The sequence below is a fragment of the Erwinia endophytica genome (genome assembly GCF_009295515.1).
Classification (GTDB): domain Bacteria; phylum Pseudomonadota; class Gammaproteobacteria; order Enterobacterales; family Enterobacteriaceae; genus Erwinia; species Erwinia endophytica.
On sequence record NZ_RQVV01000061.1, the window covers coordinates 180,469 to 198,822 of the forward strand.

The 18,354-nt window shown below is 51.3% G+C and carries 16 protein-coding genes, 1 tRNA gene and 3 pseudogenes; 12 read left to right on the forward strand and 8 right to left on the reverse strand.

The features are described from left to right. Positions 1-3: 3 nt before the first annotated feature. The 5 genes from EH228_RS19985 to EH228_RS20005 all read left to right on the forward strand — a co-directional run bounded on the left by EH228_RS19985 (position 4) and on the right by EH228_RS20005 (position 3,565). Complete coding sequence (locus EH228_RS19985; protein WP_152323386.1) at positions 4-711, forward strand: YggS family pyridoxal phosphate-dependent enzyme; 708 nt, start codon at positions 4-6, stop codon at positions 709-711. A gap of 8 nt (positions 712-719) precedes the next feature. Next, on the forward strand, positions 720-1,271 hold the full coding sequence (locus tag EH228_RS19990) for a YggT family protein (protein WP_152323363.1): 552 nt from the start codon (positions 720-722) through the stop codon (positions 1,269-1,271). A 32-nt stretch (positions 1,272-1,303) separates the two neighbouring features. Then, the gene (locus EH228_RS19995; RefSeq protein ID WP_152323364.1) at positions 1,304-1,897 is read left to right on the forward strand and encodes an XTP/dITP diphosphatase; all 594 of its coding nucleotides are present in this window, start codon (positions 1,304-1,306) and stop codon (positions 1,895-1,897) included. After that, positions 1,890-3,029: a radical SAM family heme chaperone HemW gene (gene hemW / locus EH228_RS20000; protein ID WP_152323365.1), complete on the forward strand. Its 1,140-nt coding sequence runs from the start codon at positions 1,890-1,892 to the stop codon at positions 3,027-3,029. Before EH228_RS19995 ends, hemW begins: the two co-directional genes overlap by 8 nt. Positions 3,030-3,241: 212 nt before the next feature. After that, entirely contained in the window at positions 3,242-3,565 is a 324-nt protein-coding gene (locus EH228_RS20005; protein ID WP_152323366.1) for a hypothetical protein, read from the forward strand. Between the two features lie 276 nt (positions 3,566-3,841). On the opposite strand, the gene EH228_RS20010 is transcribed toward EH228_RS20005, so the two are convergent. The 3 genes from EH228_RS20010 to trmB form a co-directional block, all read right to left on the reverse strand. After that, positions 3,842-4,555: a YggN family protein gene (locus EH228_RS20010; protein ID WP_152323367.1), complete on the reverse strand. Its 714-nt coding sequence runs from the start codon at positions 4,553-4,555 to the stop codon at positions 3,842-3,844. A gap of 68 nt (positions 4,556-4,623) precedes the next feature. After that, complete coding sequence (locus EH228_RS20015) at positions 4,624-4,950, reverse strand: YggL family protein (RefSeq protein ID WP_152323368.1); 327 nt, start codon at positions 4,948-4,950, stop codon at positions 4,624-4,626. Further along, positions 4,950-5,669: a tRNA (guanosine(46)-N7)-methyltransferase TrmB gene (trmB, locus tag EH228_RS20020; RefSeq protein ID WP_152323369.1), complete on the reverse strand. Its 720-nt coding sequence runs from the start codon at positions 5,667-5,669 to the stop codon at positions 4,950-4,952. The genes EH228_RS20015 and trmB overlap by 1 nt, the downstream gene beginning before the upstream one ends. Positions 5,670-5,823: 154 nt before the next feature. On the opposite strand from trmB, the gene mutY reads away from it, so the two are divergent. Genes mutY through mltC form a run of 3 tightly spaced genes read left to right on the forward strand, consistent with a single transcriptional unit; the run spans position 5,824 to position 8,314 of the window. Next, a complete protein-coding gene (mutY, locus tag EH228_RS20025) occupies positions 5,824-6,912 on the forward strand; it encodes an A/G-specific adenine glycosylase (protein WP_152323370.1) in 1,089 nt (362 codons plus the stop codon). Beyond that, positions 6,912-7,184 (forward strand): oxidative damage protection protein, encoded by a 273-nt coding sequence (locus EH228_RS20030; protein WP_152323371.1) that lies wholly within the window; start codon positions 6,912-6,914, stop codon positions 7,182-7,184. Before mutY ends, EH228_RS20030 begins: the two co-directional genes overlap by 1 nt. A 50-nt stretch (positions 7,185-7,234) precedes the next feature. Then, positions 7,235-8,314, forward strand: coding sequence for a membrane-bound lytic murein transglycosylase MltC (gene mltC, locus EH228_RS20035; RefSeq protein ID WP_152323372.1), 1,080 nt, complete (start codon positions 7,235-7,237; stop codon positions 8,312-8,314). A gap of 74 nt (positions 8,315-8,388) precedes the next feature. Here the strand turns inward: mltC and EH228_RS20040 are convergent, their stop codons facing one another. Together EH228_RS20040 and EH228_RS20045 are read right to left on the reverse strand one after the other, a co-directional pair. Continuing rightward, positions 8,389-9,216 carry a phosphoenolpyruvate hydrolase family protein gene (locus EH228_RS20040; RefSeq protein ID WP_152323373.1) on the reverse strand — a complete coding sequence of 276 codons (828 nt, stop codon included), beginning with the start codon at positions 9,214-9,216 and terminating at the stop codon, positions 8,389-8,391. 2 nt (positions 9,217-9,218) lie between these two features. After that, positions 9,219-10,439, reverse strand: a complete 1,221-nt coding sequence (locus EH228_RS20045; RefSeq protein ID WP_152323374.1) for a Tm-1-like ATP-binding domain-containing protein — start codon at positions 10,437-10,439, stop codon at positions 9,219-9,221. Positions 10,440-10,727: 288 nt separating this feature from the next. On the opposite strand from EH228_RS20045, the gene EH228_RS20050 reads away from it, so the two are divergent. Next, positions 10,728-11,366, forward strand: coding sequence for a TetR/AcrR family transcriptional regulator (locus EH228_RS20050; RefSeq protein ID WP_152323375.1), 639 nt, complete (start codon positions 10,728-10,730; stop codon positions 11,364-11,366). Between the two features lie 67 nt (positions 11,367-11,433). Here EH228_RS20050 and EH228_RS20055 read toward each other — a convergent pair whose 3' ends face one another. After that, the gene (locus EH228_RS20055; protein ID WP_152323376.1) at positions 11,434-13,578 is read right to left on the reverse strand and encodes an ornithine decarboxylase; all 2,145 of its coding nucleotides are present in this window, start codon (positions 13,576-13,578) and stop codon (positions 11,434-11,436) included. A 554-nt stretch (positions 13,579-14,132) separates the two neighbouring features. Between EH228_RS20055 and EH228_RS20060 the strand changes: the two genes are divergently transcribed. Further along, positions 14,133-14,208 (forward strand) — tRNA-Phe (locus EH228_RS20060). A gap of 270 nt (positions 14,209-14,478) precedes the next feature. Here the strand turns inward: EH228_RS20060 and EH228_RS20065 are convergent. Further along, the gene (locus EH228_RS20065; RefSeq protein WP_240116334.1) at positions 14,479-15,252 is read right to left on the reverse strand and encodes a tyrosine-type recombinase/integrase; all 774 of its coding nucleotides are present in this window, start codon (positions 15,250-15,252) and stop codon (positions 14,479-14,481) included. Positions 15,253-15,351: 99 nt separating this feature from the next. Between EH228_RS20065 and EH228_RS20610 the strand changes: the two are divergent. Further along, positions 15,352-16,091 (forward strand): annotated as a pseudogene (locus EH228_RS20610) (IS3 family transposase); the annotation flags it as partial. Positions 16,092-16,180: 89 nt separating this feature from the next. Then, positions 16,181-17,389: pseudogene (locus EH228_RS20080) on the forward strand (IS3 family transposase). A gap of 202 nt (positions 17,390-17,591) precedes the next feature. Here the strand turns inward: EH228_RS20080 and EH228_RS20915 are convergent. Beyond that, positions 17,592-17,939 (reverse strand): annotated as a pseudogene (locus tag EH228_RS20915) (AfsA-related hotdog domain-containing protein); the annotation flags it as partial. Between the last annotated feature and the right edge of the window lie 415 nt (positions 17,940-18,354).

Genomic DNA, 18,354 nt, shown 5'->3' on the forward strand with positions numbered 1-18,354 from the left:
ACTATGACCTCGATTGAGCACAACTTACAGCAAGTCCGCGAACGAATCGCTACAGCAGCCGCGAGTTGCGGCCGTTCTCCAGCAGAAATTACGCTGCTGGCAGTAAGCAAAACAAAACCTGCGAGCGCGGTAGCAGAAGCAGTGATTGCCGGACAGCGATGCTTTGGTGAAAACTACGTGCAGGAAGGCGTGGATAAAATCGGGCAGTTGAAAAATTCCTCGCTGGTATGGCACTTTATCGGCCCCCTGCAATCCAACAAAAGCCGACTGGTTGCCGAACATTTTGACTGGTGCCATACCGTGGACCGGTTAAAAATCGCCACCCGACTGAACGAGCAGCGTCCGACGTGTTTAGCGCCGCTGAATGTGCTTATCCAGATAAACATCAGTGACGAACACAGTAAATCTGGCATCATACTGGAAGCCCTGCCTGAACTGGCAAAAGAGGTTGCCCAACTACCGCGTTTAACCCTGCGCGGACTGATGGCCATCCCCGCGCCGGAGACTGATTATCAGCGGCAGCTGGCGGTGTGTCAGCAAATGGCAAGCGCATTCAGCGAACTGAAAAAACATTATCCATCTGTCGATACGCTTTCTCTGGGCATGAGCGACGACATGACCGCCGCCATTGCGGCAGGCAGTACCATGGTGCGCATTGGCACCGCTATTTTTGGTGCGCGAGATTACGGCACCACTCACAACAATAATTGAGGAACCCCATGCTGACGTTGACTTTCCTTGTTTCAACGGTGATTAACCTGTACGTCAAAGTATTGTTACTGCGCATTTGGATGCAATGGGCCCGATGTGATTTCTACAACCCGTTCTCGCAGTTTGTGGTCAAGGTGACCCAGCCGGTGGTTAAGCCACTGCGGAGAATCATTCCGTCCATCGGACCATTGGATAGCGCCTCGCTGCTACTGGCTTATGTCCTGAATGTACTGCTGTTTTCGGCCATGTTCACTCTGCAAAGCCGGGTGCTAATTTTCGATCCGGTGTTCCTGTACTTCGGGCTGGTATCGCTGGTGAAAGCCGCAGGCGTACTGGTATTCTGGGCCATCATCATCCGCTCATTGCTGAGCTGGGTCAGCCAGGGACGTAACCCGGTCGATTATGTGCTTATCCAGTTAACCGAACCGCTGATGGCGCCGATCCGCAGAGTCATTCCGGCCATGGGAGGCATCGACTTCTCAGCGATGGCTGTGATTCTGATCCTGTATATGCTGAACTACCTGGGAATGGACTTCATCCCTGGCTGGTCACAGCTGTAGTCCTGTTGCTATAAAAAGAGTCTGGGTCTGATATGCAAAAAGTCGTGCTCGCCACCGGTAATCCTGGAAAAGTTCGTGAACTGGCCGATTTGCTGGTGGCCTTTGGCCTCAACATCGTGGCGCAAACCGAACTGGGTGTTGAGTCAGCCGAGGAAACCGGTCTGACATTTATTGAGAATGCTATCCTGAAAGCGCGGCATGCCGCGGCAGTAACCGGATTACCGGCTATTGCCGATGATTCAGGGCTGGCGGTGGATGCGCTGGGCGGCGCGCCAGGCATTTATTCTGCGCGCTATGCCGGCAAGAACGCCAGCGACCAGCAGAACCTGGAAAAACTGCTGAAAACGCTGGAAGCGGTGCCGGATGGTGAACGTCAGGCACAGTTCCACTGCGTACTGGTTTACCTGCGCCATGCAGAAGATCCGACGCCGCTGGTGTTCCACGGCAGTTGGCAAGGTGAAATTGCCCGTCGCACGACGGGTGAAGGCGGCTTTGGCTATGATCCGATTTTTTATCTCCCGGAACTGGGGAAAACCGCCGCTGAGCTGAGCAAGGATGAAAAACGCGCCATATCCCATCGCGGAAAGGCGCTGGCCTTGCTGCTGGATGCGATGCGTCATGCCTAATATTCCCCCCCTCAGTCTTTATATTCACATCCCCTGGTGCGTGCAAAAATGCCCTTACTGCGATTTCAACTCACACGCGTTGAAGGGAGATGTACCGCACGAAGAGTATGTACATCATCTGCTGGCCGACCTGGAGATGGACCTGCCGCTGACCTCAGGCCGTGAAGTCAGTACGATTTTTATTGGCGGCGGTACGCCAAGCCTGCTAAGCAGTGAAGCAATGCACATGCTGCTGGATGGCGTACGGGGCCGTCTGCCATTATCGCCAACGGCCGAAATCACCATGGAAGCAAATCCGGGGACTGTTGAGGCAGCCCGCTTCAGCGGCTATCAGCGGGCCGGGATTAACCGAATATCAATCGGCGTACAAAGTTTCAACCAGCAGAAGCTAACGCGTCTGGGACGTATCCACGGCCCTGCTGAAGCGAAGCGTGCGGCCGCTCTGGCGATGGATTTGGGCCTGCGCAGTTTCAATCTCGATCTGATGCACGGCCTGCCAGACCAGTCACTGGCCGAGGCGCTGGACGATCTGCGTCAGGCGATCGCGCTGAATCCCCCGCATCTTTCGTGGTATCAATTAACGATTGAGCCGAACACGCTGTTCGCTTCCCGTCCGCCGATACTGCCGGATGACGATGCGCTGTGGGATATTTTCGAACAGGGACATCAGTTACTGACGGCGGCAGGTTATCAACAATACGAGACCTCGGCCTATGCCAAACCAGGTTATCGCTGTGAGCATAACCTTAACTACTGGCGTTTCGGTGATTATCTGGGCATTGGCTGCGGTGCCCACGGTAAACTGACCCAGTCGGATGGCAGGATTATCCGTACCAGCAAAACACGCCATCCTCGTGGTTTCATGGCGGGGAATTATCTGGACCGCCAACATGAAGTGGCCGACAGCGAGAAGCCGTTCGAATTCTTCATGAACCGTTTCCGCCTGCTGGAAGCCGCACCACGCGAAGAGTTCCAGCGTTATACCCGTTTGCCGGAAAGCGTAATCCGTCCGCAACTGGATGCCGCACTCAATCAAGGCTATCTGACGGAAACCACACAGAACTGGCAAGTGACAGAGAAAGGAAAACTGTTTCTGAATTCGCTGCTGGAATTATTCTTAGCCGAGGAATAAATAGCCGGCACAACGCGATTATCCCCACCCGTCAGGTAAAGACAGCGGATTTTTTCCTACTTTGCCCCGGTGATTGATATTCTCGCCAGCCACTTCTTTCCAGGACAAATCCTATTGGAGAGCTGGCGCAATATGAAGAAAGTAAAACCTGTACGATATCTGTCATGGACGGCTTTAGCCGATTATTTATCTGAATATTTATGGAAGAAACGATGAAAAGATTAGGAATAATGGTTCTCTCTGCCCTGCTGTTGAGCGCATTCTGCTTCAACGCCTCCGCCAAAGACGCCCATCATCGCGGCCAAAAATACACCACGGGAGATAACAGAGGGAAGTCTTCCTCCAGGCAGCAAGAGAGAAAGCATAATAAATCAACGCGTCATCACGAAGACAGAAGCCGCATGAAGAACAATTCCTCGCAACGTCATAATGGCAATAATGATGGAATGAATCGCCACGAAGAACGAGCATCAAACCAGCGTAATGATCAGTACCGCAACACGGGCAATGGGGATCGCTCAGATCGTCATCAGTAAAGCGCGCCGCTGTCGGAACGCCGTAAATATTTACCCGGAGGCCCGGTTGACGGGTCTCTGCGACAAACATCCGACAGGAACGCAGCTTACGGCTACCCACTCACGTTTGAGTCGTTGGTGAAGAAAAGCCAAATCTCCGCTTCACAGCAGATCTGTGGCTATTAGCAGGGAAGGTTATCCGGATACACGAATGTTTTCACAGGGACGCGTAAAACAAGCCCGCAAGGCCGTATCACACCAATACGTACCTGGATAACCCTTTCAGCGTGTTAAAAACTACTTCAACCCGGCGACCAGTTCCTTGCGCTGGGCTTCCAGGTTGCTCACACGATTACACACCTCGTGGCCAAAATTCTGGAAATCCTGCTCCTGATTGCGCCACTCAGCCTGGAGCGACTGCTGGAGGCCCCCCAGGTTACCCATAATCGCCTGTAGCGGGTTACTACCACCAGCCTGTTTGCTACTGCCCATCTCGTTCAGGCTATCCTGCACGACCCCACCCATCGCGCTCTGTACCAGTTTCTCGCCGTCCTGACGCACCTGGTCGATGGCCTGATGATGGAAAGTCAGTCCATCACTGCGATGCTCAATAATGCGGTTCATCTGATCTTTCAATTGCGAATCCAGCTTGCTCAGACGATGACGTACATTGCTGTCGCTGCCCAGCTTCTCCACCACGACCTTATCCAGCGCCACCCGCCCTTTCTCCAGACGCTGGCGCGCGCCCTGATCCACCCACGGCAAATCCTGGCGCAACGCGGTTTGATAATCGATAGCTTTCTGGCGGGTGGCATTATCTACCGTCACAGCCTGTCCGTTGCGTTGCACATCACCTGTTGGGGTAATCACCAGATTGCCACTGGCCCCCACCACCTGCACAGTCTGTGGCGTGATAACGATGTCATCCTGTGGCTTAACGCTACACTGATAATCTGCCTGCGCCTGGCCCGTCGCCAGTAACAACGCGCCAACCATCATCGCTTTACGCATTTTGCTTTCTCCTGAGAGTGAAAAGGCCATGCCTGCGCGTGGCCCGGACGGACATCCGTTCTGTCTGATTAGTCCCACCAGACATCAAAAAGTTCGGTAACCTGAATGTTTTCCAGTTGGTTATCAGACAACCACTTACGCACTATCTCGCGATGCTCATCAGTGCATTTACCCGTCTGCTGTAGGCAAATCAAGCCTTCCCACTGCAGATAACCACTGCCATCAAAGGCCAGACCATTTGGTTCGATGACTTCTGCAATCAGCGCATCAACCGTACTATCAATTTTCTCCTCGCTGCTGCCTGCCGGGAAAGCAAAACCGATAGAAAAGCCTGTTTCCTGGAATTCATCAATATGCATCTTCTTACGCAAACGACGACTGCGTTGGGTAGCCATTATTTAATCCTCTCAAACATCAGATCCCAAACACCGTGGCCCAAACGCTGACCGCGTTGCTCAAATTTAGTCAGTGGGCGTGACGCCGGACGCGGCACATAATCCTGCGTTGCCGACTGGTTTTTGTAGCCTGCAATGCTGTTCATCACCTCCAGCATATGTTCTGCGTAGGGTTCCCAGTCCGTCGCCATGTGGAAAACACCCCCCAGTTTCAGCTTGCGCAGCACCAGTTCGGCAAACGGTACCTGCACGATACGACGCTTATTGTGGCGCGCTTTATGCCACGGGTCCGGGAAAAACAGCTGTACCATACGCAGCGAATTGTCCGGGATCATATGATTCAGTACATCCACCGCGTCATGACGCATAACGCGTAAATTTTCCACGCCCGCTTCATCCGCTGCACTCAGGCAGGCTCCCACGCCAGGTGAGTGTACCTCAATACCGAAAAAGTTCTGCTGTGGATTGGCCTGCGCCATAGTGACCAGCGAAGCACCCATGCCAAAACCGATCTCCAGGACCACTGGTGCTTCACGACCAAATATTTTTGCCAGATCAACAGGTTCGGGCTGATATTCCACCCCCATCACTGGCCAAAGATGGTCCAGCGCATACTGCTGGCCTTTGGTCAGACGCCCCTGCCGACGAACGAAACTGCGAATACGACGCAACGGGCGACCGTTTTCATCAAACTCCGGTGAAATAACCTCATTCTTCATGTTTTTGCCTGTTGGTCTGCAATATCCGAAAAACGGGCATTATGCAAAGTTACAGCGGTTAAGCAAGTCTGCCCTGGAAACTTCCGGTTTACAGCATAGTTGGTCTGTGCTGGAATCCCATCCTGATTTTTAATTATTCGGGGTTTTCTCTGATATGATGCAAGCGCGGTGGTTTTCCAGACAGGTTATTGACTGGTATCAACGCTTTGGCCGCAAAACCCTGCCCTGGCAGCGGGAAAAAACGCCTTATAAAGTCTGGCTTTCAGAAGTGATGCTGCAACAAACGCAGGTCGCAACGGTTATTCCCTACTTCGAACGATTTATGGCCCACTTCCCCACCGTGACCGATCTGGCCGCCGCACCGCTGGATGAGGTACTGCATCTGTGGACCGGCCTTGGATACTATGCCCGAGCCCGCAATTTACATAAAGCCGCCATTCAGGTAACGGAAAAACACCACGGAAAATTTCCGGAAAACTATGATGACGTGGCGGCGTTACCTGGCGTTGGACGTTCCACTGCCGGCGCGATCCTCTCCCTGGCGCTTGGTAAGCATTTTCCCATTCTCGACGGCAACGTCAAACGCGTGCTGGCTCGCTGCTACGCCATCTCTGGCTGGCCGGGCAAGAAAGAAGTCGAAAAACGCCTGTGGGAAATCAGCAACGACGTCACGCCTGCGGAAGGCGTTAGCCAGTTCAACCAGGCCATGATGGACCTGGGGGCGATGGTCTGCACCCGAACAAAACCAAAATGTGAAATTTGCCCGCTGAATCCCGACTGTATCGCTTACGCCAACAACAGCTGGGCCAACTACCCAGGCAAAAAACCCAAACAGCGCCTGCCGGAACGTACCGGATGGATGCTGATGATCGAGCATGATGAACACATCTGGCTGGAACAACGCCCCCCTGTCGGATTATGGGGTGGCCTGTTCTGCTTCCCGCAGTTCGCCACCAAACCAGAACTACAACACTGGCTTCGTGAGCGCCGAATCGGCAGCGACACCTTGCAACAGGGCATCGCTTTTCGCCACACCTTCAGCCATTTCCACCTGGATATCATACCCATGTGGCTGAAACTGCCCCAGCCGGGTGCGGCAATGGATGAAAGCGCGGGTCTCTGGTATAACTTAGCGCAGCCGCCATCCGTCGGGTTGGCAGCCCCAGTGGAACGCCTGCTACAGCAGTTGCGCCAGCCACAACACATTGCGCCGGACATACACGCGGCAGAAGAGGAAAAGTAATGAGCAGAACTATTTTTTGCACGTTCCTGCAACGTGACGCAGAGGGACAGGATTTTCAGTTGTATCCGGGCGAGCTGGGCAAACGTATCTATAATGAAATCTCCAAAGAAGCCTGGGCGCAATGGATGACCAAACAGACCATGCTTATCAATGAGAAAAAACTGAGCATGATGAATCCGGAAGACCGCAAACAACTGGAACAGGAAATGGTGAAGTTCCTGTTCGAAGGCCATGACATTCACATTGAAGGTTATACCCCGCCGGATGAATAATCGTTGGCCTCACAGATGAGGCTCTCTCAATTTGGGCGAAGCACGACACAATGAATAAAAAGCTGATTAGTTTGCTGGTCATAGCACCGTTATTGATCTCCTGTTCCAGCCATAAAAAACCGGTTTTCCACGAAGAATGGGTCAAAGACACCAACGGATTTGACATTTTGATGGGGCAATTTGCCCACAACATTGAAAATATCTGGGGCATCAATGAAGTGTTGATCGCCGGTCCCAAGGACTACGTTAAGTACAGCGATCAATATTACACCCGTAGCCACATCAACTTTGATGCCGGTACCATCACCATCGAGACCATATCCGGTACTGATCCGATGGCCAGCCTGCGTCAGGCCATTATCACCACGCTACTGATCAGTGATAATCCGGGTAACGTCGATCTCTATTCCGATGCCAATGATATTGAGATTGGTAAAGAACCGTTGTTGTACGGCGAGGTACTGGATAATACCGGTCAACCCATTCGCTGGCAGGGCCGTGCGGCCAACTTTGCCGACTATCTGATCCAGAACAAACTACAGCGCCGCACGGTTGGACTGCATGTTATCTGGTCGGTCACCATTCCGATGGTACCGAACCACCTCGACAAACGTGCGCACAAATACCTGCCGATGGTGCGTGAAGCTGCCACGAAATACGGTGTTGATCAGTCGTTAATCCTGGCGATTATGCAGATTGAATCGAGCTTTAACCCGTATGCGGTCAGCCATTCTGATGCCCTGGGTTTGATGCAGGTGGTTCAGCATACCGCAGGTGTGGATGTATTCCGGATGAAAGGAAAATGGGGCAAACCAAGTCGTAGCTACCTGCTCGATCCACAAAACAATATCGATGCGGGTACGGCTTATCTGGCCTTATTGCAGAACAACTACCTGGCGGGGATTATGGACCCAACTTCGCGGCGTTACGCGGTGATAACCGCTTACAATGGCGGAGCGGGTAGCGTATTGAGAGTCTTCTCCAGCAACAAGGATCAGGCTTTTGCGAATATTAACAATTTATCGCCATCGGAAGTGTATCAAAGGCTGGTCACCAACCATCCTTCGGCTGAATCACGCCGCTATCTGTACAAAGTGAGCAAGGCCCAAAAGAGCTATCATTTGTATTGAACCGCCCATAAAAAAAGCGGATCGTCAGATCCGCTGGATGATTAAGGGTGAGGTTCCCTGGTGTTGGGAAAAAATTAACGCTTTATATTTTTAAATTGTTTTGTGGTTTCAGTCAGTGCGACCTCGGTAGGCAAACGCTCCATCGAACTTGCGCCGTAAAAGCCGTCACACTGCGGGCAGTGGTCAAGAATGTACTGTGCATCTTTCGGGCTGGAAATCGGCCCACCGTGACACAACACAATCACATCCTTGCGAATATTCTTTGCCGCCTCTGCCCACTGATTAATAAGCGGCGCGCAATCCGATAACTTAAGTGCGGTCTCAGCACCAATATTGCCACCGGTAGTCAATCCCATATGCGCCACGATAATATCGGCGCCAGCGGCAGTCATCGCAATCGCATCCTCTGCGCTGAACACGTACGGCGTGGTCAACATCTCTTTCTGATGCGCCAGACGGATCATCTCCACTTCCAGCCCGTATCCCATACCAGTTTCTTCCAGATTGCGGCGAAAGTTACCGTCAATCAGCCCAACGGTCGGAAAATTTTGCACACCAGAAAAACCCATGGCTTTCAGATCGTCGAGAAACTTATCGAAATGGCAAAAAGGATCGGTACCGTTAACCCCGGCGAGCACTGGGGTTTTTTTCACTACCGGCAACACCTCTTTCGCCATATCCACCACAATATCGTTCGCGTTGCCATAAGCCAGCAGCCCCGCCAGCGAGCCGCGTCCGGCCATGCGATAACGACCAGAGTTGTAGATAACTATCAGATCAATACCGCCCGCTTCTTCACATTTAGCCGACAACCCCGTACCGGCGCCACCGCCGACAATCGGCTCACGCCTGGCAATCATCTCTTTGAATTTTTTCAGTATTTCATGACGGGTAAAGGCCATATTCAGAACTCCTTCTCTGTAAGCTGACGGAACTGCTGCACCGCCGCCTGAGCAAATTTAGGGTTGTTAATGTTGTAAGGCAGACGGATGATTTTACGCCGATTGGTCTGCTGCAAATGCGCTTCCAACGTGGTGATAAAAGCCCGGTCCGCCTCGGGTGACCAGAACGGCTGATCCGGCGCGTCCAGCGCGGAGAATCCACCTTCGGGGATCAAAAACGAGACGTGGCCTGCGCAACGATTCAGCTTATCTGCAATCCACTTCGCCACCACCACATTCTCTTCCGGCGTGGTGCGCATCAACGTTACCTGCGCGTTGTGGTGGTAGAACAATCGTCCGGCATACTTCGCTGGGATAGTCGATGGATGGCCAAAATTCACCATATCCAGCGCGCCACAAGAGATAACACAAGGGATTTTATGCTGCGCGACGGCATCAAAACGAGTCTGATCGCAGGCCAGCACACCGTCGAAAAGCAGGTCACACACTTCCGTCGTAGTGAGATCCAGCAAACCAGAAAGCATACCGCTCTCGGTCAGCTTTTCCATCGCTCTGCCGCCGCTACCAGTCGCATGGAATACCAGGCAATCGTAGTCCTCTTCCAGCCCCTCGCTGACGGCCTGGATACATGGCGTAGTGACGCCAAACATGGTCAGACCGAGCGCCGGTTTTTCCTCTTCCTCGCTGCTGGTTTCAAAGAACACCGCCCCGGCAATCTGGTGCGCTGCATTACTCAGCACCTTGCGGGAGATACGGTTCAATCCAGCCATATCCGTTACCGAATAAACCATGCTGATATCGCTGGCGCCGACGTAACCGGAAACCTCACCCGAGGCCATGGTCGAGACCATCACTTTCGGCACCCCGACAGGCAACGCCTGCATGGCTGGCGTAATCAGGGCCGTGCCGCCAGATCCCCCCAGACCAATGACGCCGATCAAGTCCTGACGCTTGCTCAGGAAAATCTTAAATGCCAGCGCCATAGCATCAATGGCCTTCCCCCGGTCGTCACAGAACACAGCATCGCGCCCCTGAGGATGAAAATCAGCGACCAGTTCCGGTGGAAAATCTGCCACCGAAGGACCACTAACAGGCTGAGTAGACAAATCTACCGTCAGGACGTTAACCCCCGCACGGGCAATGCATTCACTGACATAAAACAGTTCCATTCCTTTAGTATCTACCGTCGCTGCAGCATAGATATATCCGGTATTTGTAGTCATAGTCGTCACAACACCCTGTTATCAGACACAATAAAGACTTGATAAAAAACCAATAAAAACGTAAATAACCACAGAGACATTCCAACATCCCGAGTTCTGAGATAACAGTATCACCTTCATTAATTATAAATCAATTGGATGTAATACCCCTATCGCCAGGATGTTGACTATGCTTAATACAGAACCTGTGCCATGGGTTCTGGCCAATGATAACGCAAGTTATTATTGGTTCTGTCTTCGTCAATAGCTTGAGCAACAAGCTGATTCAACCGTAAAAATGAGGTTATTGTGGAGCAAAGGGATTACGCTGGGGTTAGCAAATTAACCGCCACACGAGCAAGAACACGTCGCTTACTGATTGAAACTGCAATGAAAATGTTCGATAGCGGCGCGTTCCCGTCCATCACTGAAGTTGCCAATGAGGCTCAACTCTCCCGAGCAACGGCATACCGTTATTTTCCAACGCAGAGTGCGCTGGTCTCAGCTATCGTGATGGAAACACTGAGTCCGATTAAAAACTGGCGTCCTTCACGCGAAGAAGCCGGAGAGCGTATCGACGAGCTGCTGACTTTCGCCTTTCCCCGTATGCTGGAACATGAAGGTACCCTTCGCGCGGCACTGCATCTGTCACTGACCCAGTGGGCACAATCGAAAGCCGCCACTCAGCCGGAAAAAGAACGGCTGGTCAGGGGGAACAGGAAAGCATTGTTGCAGCACGTGGTAGAACCGCTGAACAATGAATTACCGCCAAAGATGGTGGAGCGCGTCATCCAGTCGCTATCGCTGGTGTATGGATCGGAGATTTTTTTGGTGATGAAAGATATCTGGGGCTGTGATAATGATCAACTGCAAGAGATTGGGAAATGGATTGCCAAAGCCATCATGCGTCAGGCCAGGGAAGACAGTAGGGAAATAGAGAGCCATTGACAGCCTGATTGCAGGGGGTGCGTCAGCGACCGCCTTCGCTCCCCCCGCCGGATATTGATCAATCGTATTATTGCTTAATCATGTAACCAAACAAACGCTTAACACCTTGTTCATCCGCTTCGGCATAGACGCCCTGCAGCTCTGGCGAGAAACCCGGCAACAGATTGAGCCCCTCTTCCAGCGCGAGAAAATAGCGCTGCACCGCCCCGCCCCACATTTCACCCGGCACGACACACAGCACGCCAGGCGGATAAGGCAACGCCCCCTCAGCAGCAATACGTCCCTCGGCTTTGGCAATCGGTACCAGTTCAACGTTACCCCGGATAAACTCCCGATTAGCATCCTGCGGATTCATCACCGTTTTCGGCAGGCTCTCCTGACGAAACATCGCCTTCTGCAAATCTTTCACCCCATAGCTGACATACAGCTGGTGCATCTCCAGACACAATCGGCGCAGCGTGTAACCGGCATAACGCGCCGCGTTTCTACGGTAAATCGTCGGCAGGACATCTCTTAGCAATGCATCTTCCCTGACATGCTGCTCAAACTGCGCCAGCTTCGCCACCAGGTACGCCATTTTTTCACTGCTTTCAGCAGGCGTCAGCAGAAACAGAATCGAGTTCAGATCACATTTCTCTGGTACCACACCATTTTCACGCAAGTAATTAGCCAGAATGGTCGCCGGGATACCGAATGAAGCATACTGGCCGCTAGCCGCGTCAATGCCGGGGGTAGTCAGCAGCAGTTTACAGGGATCGACCCGATACTGATCTTTTTCGTAACCAGCAAAACCGTGCCATGCCGCATTGGGCTCAAAGCTAAAATAACGCGGATCGGCAGCGATCATTTCCGTCGGTGTCTCCTGCCATGGCCTGCCGCCCACCTCATCAGGGATGAACGGTTTGATCATCTCGCATTTTTCAATAATCGCCTTACGCGTGGCAATCCCCAGCGTGACACATTCGTGCCACAAGCGGCGGCCCGCCTCACCCTGGTGCATTTTGGCATTAACGTCCAGCGCGGCGAATAACGGATAGAATGGGCTGGTCGACGCATGCAGCATAAAGGCGTTGTTCAGGCGTTTGTGACTACAGAAACGCTGCTGTCCGCGAATGTGATTATCTTTTTTATGGATCTGCGAAGTCTGCGAGAATCCGGCCTGCTGTTTATGAACCGACTGAGTAACAAAAATACCCGGATCGTTTTCGTTCAGATCCAGCAGCAATGGCGAGCAGTCTTCCATCAATGGAATAAACTGCTCATACCCCACCCATGCCGAGTCAAACAGAATGTAGTCACACAAATGACCGATGCTATCGAGCACTTTACGTGCATTGTAAACGGTCCCGTCATAGGTACCGAGCTGGATTATCGCCAGACGGAATGGACGGGCATCACTGGCACGCTCAGGAGCAACCTGTTTAATCTGCTTACGTATGTACTCTTCATCAAAACAGCGAGCATCAATGCCGCCAATAAAGCCAAATGGATTACGTGCTGTTTCCAGATAAATAGGCGTCGCCCCCGCCTGGATCAACGCGCCGTGGTGGTTGGATTTGTGGTTATTACGATCGAACAACACTAAATCGCCACGCGTCAGCAACGCGTTAGTCACCACTTTATTGGCGCTGGAAGTCCCGTTAAGCACAAAGTAAGTTTTGTCGGCATTGAAGACCTTCGCCGCGAATTTTTGTGCATGCTTAGCCGATCCCTCGTGGATCAACAGGTCTCCCAGTTTCACATCAGCATTACACATATCGGCGCGGAAAATATTTTCACCAAAAAAGTCATAAAACTGGCGACCCGCCGGATGCTTTTTAAAAAACGCCCCCCCCTGGTGCCCTGGACAGGCAAAGGTGCTATTTTCCATCGCCACATACTTGGTCAGCGTATTGAAAAACGGCGGCAACAGCGCAGCCTGATAGGCCGAGGCCGCGGCCTCCAGACGAATCGCATCGTCATCCGCCCCAGTCAACAACCCAGTGACTTCCGGCAAATCATGTGCCTGATCCGGCGCATCCAGCGAGATAAACACCGGCAGATTAAAGCCGGTATGACGCAACAGTGTCAGCATGCCGCTACGCGAGTCCGCTACGGAAACGACCACCGCCGCGATATCGGTAAAATCAGTGTTTTCCAGGGTGACGACCTCGCGGCCGGTCTGGAGATGAATAGCGACAGCAGTGCTGGCTGCAATCTTCAGTGGTGTCATAACACAAATCCTCAGGCGTCAAGGATGAGTGAGTGCCAAAGGCACAGCAATGGGAAAAGGCGACAGCCCTCACCCGGCGAAAGGTGTCAGGATGGTTTCAGACCAGTTGGATCCAGCTTCGACCAATAGACATCAGTAAAATCAGAGCAAATCTGCTTTTACTCATGCCCAACAGTAAGCGTATGAAAACCTCACCGCATGATGAGAGAATTTTTCGACAGGATATGACAAACGGATCGACAACCCAACACCGGATTAAAAGGGTGAAAGTGGCTGTATGGCAGCAAAATAGCTTGCATGGCTGCGATCCCGGATTAACTGAATGGTGACAGAAGTGCCGCAATGATGGCATTTTTCTGATTCAGGTTCAAGGCAACGGTTTACAACCAGCGCATTGCCCCTGAATCAGGTGGCGGAATACCTCACACACACAGGAAATTTCCCCACTAACGCGTTATTTACAGCGACTATTGCTGGAAAATAGTGCAATTGGTTCACATTTCACTACAAATCCATTGACGCCTTGCAACCTGTAAGGTTTAATGCGCCCCGTTGCCCGGATAGCTCAGTCGGTAGAGCAGGGGATTGAAAATCCCCGTGTCCTTGGTTCGATTCCGAGTCCGGGCACCATCTTCAGAGCCTGTTCGTTAAGAGTTGAGATCCTTAACGGGCATGAAAATAGTTCCCGAAATCAGAACCTTAGTTGTCGCGATAAGACACACAACTTGGGTTGTTGAACAAAGGAACTTAAGAATCCGGAGTGTGTTCTAAGCGCACTCCGGATTTCTCACGTCCATCCGATAAGAATTCTTACAGTTTCCCACCGGCAGTGTCAATCTTCTGTAAAGAAAAGCCTCACTTTTTTGCTATCAGTCACTTAGATTTGGCTTAAGATTATTCTTACCTCGCAAAAACCTCTTCCACTGCTGTCCTCATGGCATCTAAATTACCTTCCACGTACTCCAGTGTGACATTGACTGTCGAGTGTCCCAGTAAGGCTTGCACCGTTCTCAGGTTTCTATCAGGGGATTTCATCATATTCGTTGCGATGGTATGCCTGAAACGGTGAGGCGAAATTTCTGAACGGCATTCTTTCGACAAGCGACGAAAAAAAGCTCTCAGGGGTTGGGGATCCATACTGCTTTCTGTATCGCGGCGTTTACCAGAGAACCGGGCCACGTTGAAAAGCGGATCTTCGGGCTTAGCTTCCAGAGCGACAGACCTGTCATACAGAGCCTGCAACCCGGGACGAAGAGCCTTCGCTATAGGGACTGCGTGCTCACGATGGTTTTTTGCCGATTCAGCCCGGAGATTAATGGTCCCAGACTCAAGGTTTATATCACCAAGCTTCAAATTAAGAAGTTGGTTTTGCCGCATTCCTGTGTATTTCAGGGTATCGAGCACCGTCAGCCAAAACCAGGCAGGCAGTAAGGCACATCGCCTTGGGTGTTGTACGGTGCCCAGCCGCTCGGCTTCATCAAAGGACTGCATGATGAGATAAATAGCGCTCATCTGATTAGGCGTCAGCGTTTTCTTACGCTTAATGTCTGGTCGCGTCACGACGCCATTAAAAGGATTTTCCCCGGCAGGTATCATCCCCTTCTTTATGGCATGATTAAATATCGCTCTCATATGTGCGACTTTATTGTTCCAGGTACGCCTCGATAATTTCATCTCAGTCAGGACTTGCCGCCGCCAGATGTAGTGGAATACTAAATCTGGCCACCTGAATAGAGGTGATATCATCGCCTCATAGTCAAAACAGGTGACATTATGACCGGACGTAACAGACGTAATTTTAGCCCCGAGTTTCGCCTCGAAGCTGCCCAGCTTGTACTCGATCAGCACTACACCGTTGCCGCCGCTGCAACGGCAATGAATGTCGGTAAATCCACGATGGATAAATGGGTTCGCCAGCTTAAAGAAGAACGCGCAGGGAAATCCCCAAAGGCCTCTCCGATGACGCCTGAGCAACTTCGCATTCGTGAATTAGAAAAACGACTGCAACGTGTTGAAATGGAAAACGATATATTAAAAAAGGCTACCGCGCTCTTGATGTCAGACTCCCTGAACAATTCTCGTTAGTTGAGAAACTCAGGACGCGGTTTCCTGTTGCCTTTATTTGCAATGTGTTCGGGATCCATCGCAGTAGCTATCGGTACTGGCTAAGCCGACCGCAGAAACCTGATGCAAAACACATCATTATACTAAGCCTGGTTCGTGAAGTTTATCATGCCAGTAATGGCTCTGCGGGGGCCCGGAGCATTGCCGATATGGTCAGCGCAAAAGGTGTTCCGTTGAGTCGCTGGCGGGCCAGTAAGATAATGAAAGAGCTGAATATTGTTAGTTGCCAGCAACCGGATCATCGCTACAAAAAAGCCACAAAAGAGCATGTGGATATCCCTAATCATCTGGATCGCCAGTTTGCAGTAACGGAACCTAATCAGACCTGGTGCGGCGACGTGACCTACATCTGGACGGGCAAACGCTGGGCTTATCTGGCGGTTGTTCTGGGGCGGCCCCGAGAAACACCAGACAGTAGATGTATCTTAAAATAAAAGATAGGCTTAAACATATGTCTAACACTGGTTCTGATTTTGAGATGACAGGAATACTGTTGGGGCAAGAAGCCCGTCGGCGTAAAACGCCTCAGGAAAAGATCGCCATTATTCAGCAGTCGATGGAGCCGGGAATGTCGGTATCCCATGTCGCCCGTCTTCATGGCATTCAGCCCAGTCTGCTGTTCAAGTGGAAAAAGCAGTATCAGGAAGGCAGCCTCGCCGCAGTGGCTGCCGGTGAAGAGGTCGTTCCGGCTTCAGAACTCACCGCCGCGCTGAAACAAATCCGTGAGCTTCAGCGTCTTCTGGGTAAGAAGACGATGGAGAATGAGATCCTGAAAGAAGCGGTGGAGTACGGTCAGTCGCGAAAATGGATAGCGCATGCGCCCTTGTTGCCAAAGGACAGGGAATAGCACAGGTCGGCCGGGCTTTAGGCGTGTCGCGTGCGCAGTTATCCCTTCGGGTCAATCGTCCTGCCGACTGGCAGGACGGGCGTTGTAACAGACGGAATGAGGAAGCAGATGCCGAACTGCTGCCGCGTATCCTCGCGATCATCAGCGATATGCCGGGCTATGGCTATCGACGGGTGTGGGCGATACTGCGAAAACAGTCGCGCAATGAAGGGCTTCCCCCCGTGAATGCCAAACGGGTTTATCGTGTAATGAGTGAGAACAGCCTGTTGCTGTTGCACGACAAACCACAACGTCCGCAGCGTGAGCATAACGGTAAAGTTGCAGTGGCAGAAAGCGATCTGCGATGGTGTTCAGATGGCTTCGAGTTCGGCTGTGATGACGGCGAAAAGCTGCGGGTAACGTTCGCACTGGACTGCTGCGACAGAGAAGCCATAGAGTGGGCTGCCAGTACAGGTGGTTACGACAGCAGCACGGTACAGGATGTGATGTTGGGTGCAGTGGAAAAGCGGTTCGGTAATCAGTTACCGGCAAAATCCATCCAGTGGCTGACGGACAACGGTTCAGCTTATGTAGCGCATGAAAACCCGCTGGTTCGCGAGGGAACTGAATCTGGAGCCGTGCACAACAGCAGTGAGCAGTCCGCAGAGTAATGGCATGGCTGAACGGTTCGTAAAAACGATGAAAAGTGACTACATCATCTTCATGGCAAAACCGAATGTGCGCACGGCGATGATAAACCTGGCGGCAGCGTTCGAGCATTACAATGAAAACCATCCACACAGTGCACTGGGATACCTCTCGCCGAGGGAATACCGGAGCCGACGGATAACACTAACTTAGAGACAAAAGCTGTCTGGATATAGCGGGTCAAGATCACTTGATTGACAGGAAGTATACCCCCCCTGACTTTTAGGTAATTTTCACCTCGCATGTAGCCTACGTTGAAATAGGCCTCACTGATTACGCAATCCCCAGCCCTGATTGAAAATAGATACCCATTATTTCTTAGCTTGTCCCCCTTGATTAGGGAACAGTCTGATTTGATATAAATACTAATCTCATTGCAGTTCGCTTTTTTGATGTTTTCATAACCGTCTTGAATAGTTGATAGCCACCAAGACTTTAGTATGAACTTAAAGGAGAGCGGTAAGTTAAATACTCGGTGGGCAATGTAAGTCTCCGCTTGCCTACAACACTCCAGAAGAAACATAGGATTTATAAGATCAGGCGTGGTTGTTACATCATCGTAATTTTCATGCTGGTAATAAATATGAAGCTTAACTAGAAATTGATTATCATTCAGTATGTCCAGATGTTTAATGAAAGTCTCATTCTGGTTGGTCTTGTGAGTAAATAGTTCAAAGTCGGTATTTATTTTTTTATTTAACATTGTTATTATCGCCTGTAGATGTCATAACTTTGGAAACTAGGTTTAGGATAACAACTTACACATTTTCGTATAGCTGGCAGTTTTGACAGGTAGAGCGACTTTGTTAATGGAATGGTCGCCTCTCATCTCTTGTGCCACAGTAGGACGATAACTTCGTGGGTCCCCTCAAAGAACAACTCATTTCCCGAAAATAAAAAAACGCCAGAGAAACTCTGGCGTAAAGTGGGGTGCTACATCGACAATCTAAATAACTGCGCTTAATAGTAGATCACTGAAGGGAACTCAATCCGGTTTGAGCGATCTGATCAATCGCCAAACATCACAAATCATCACAACCGGACTGAGTTAGGTTCTGTCGCATTAAGCGACTTATCAGGTAACATGCTGTTTTTTTTGTGATGTTACCTGCCCATGT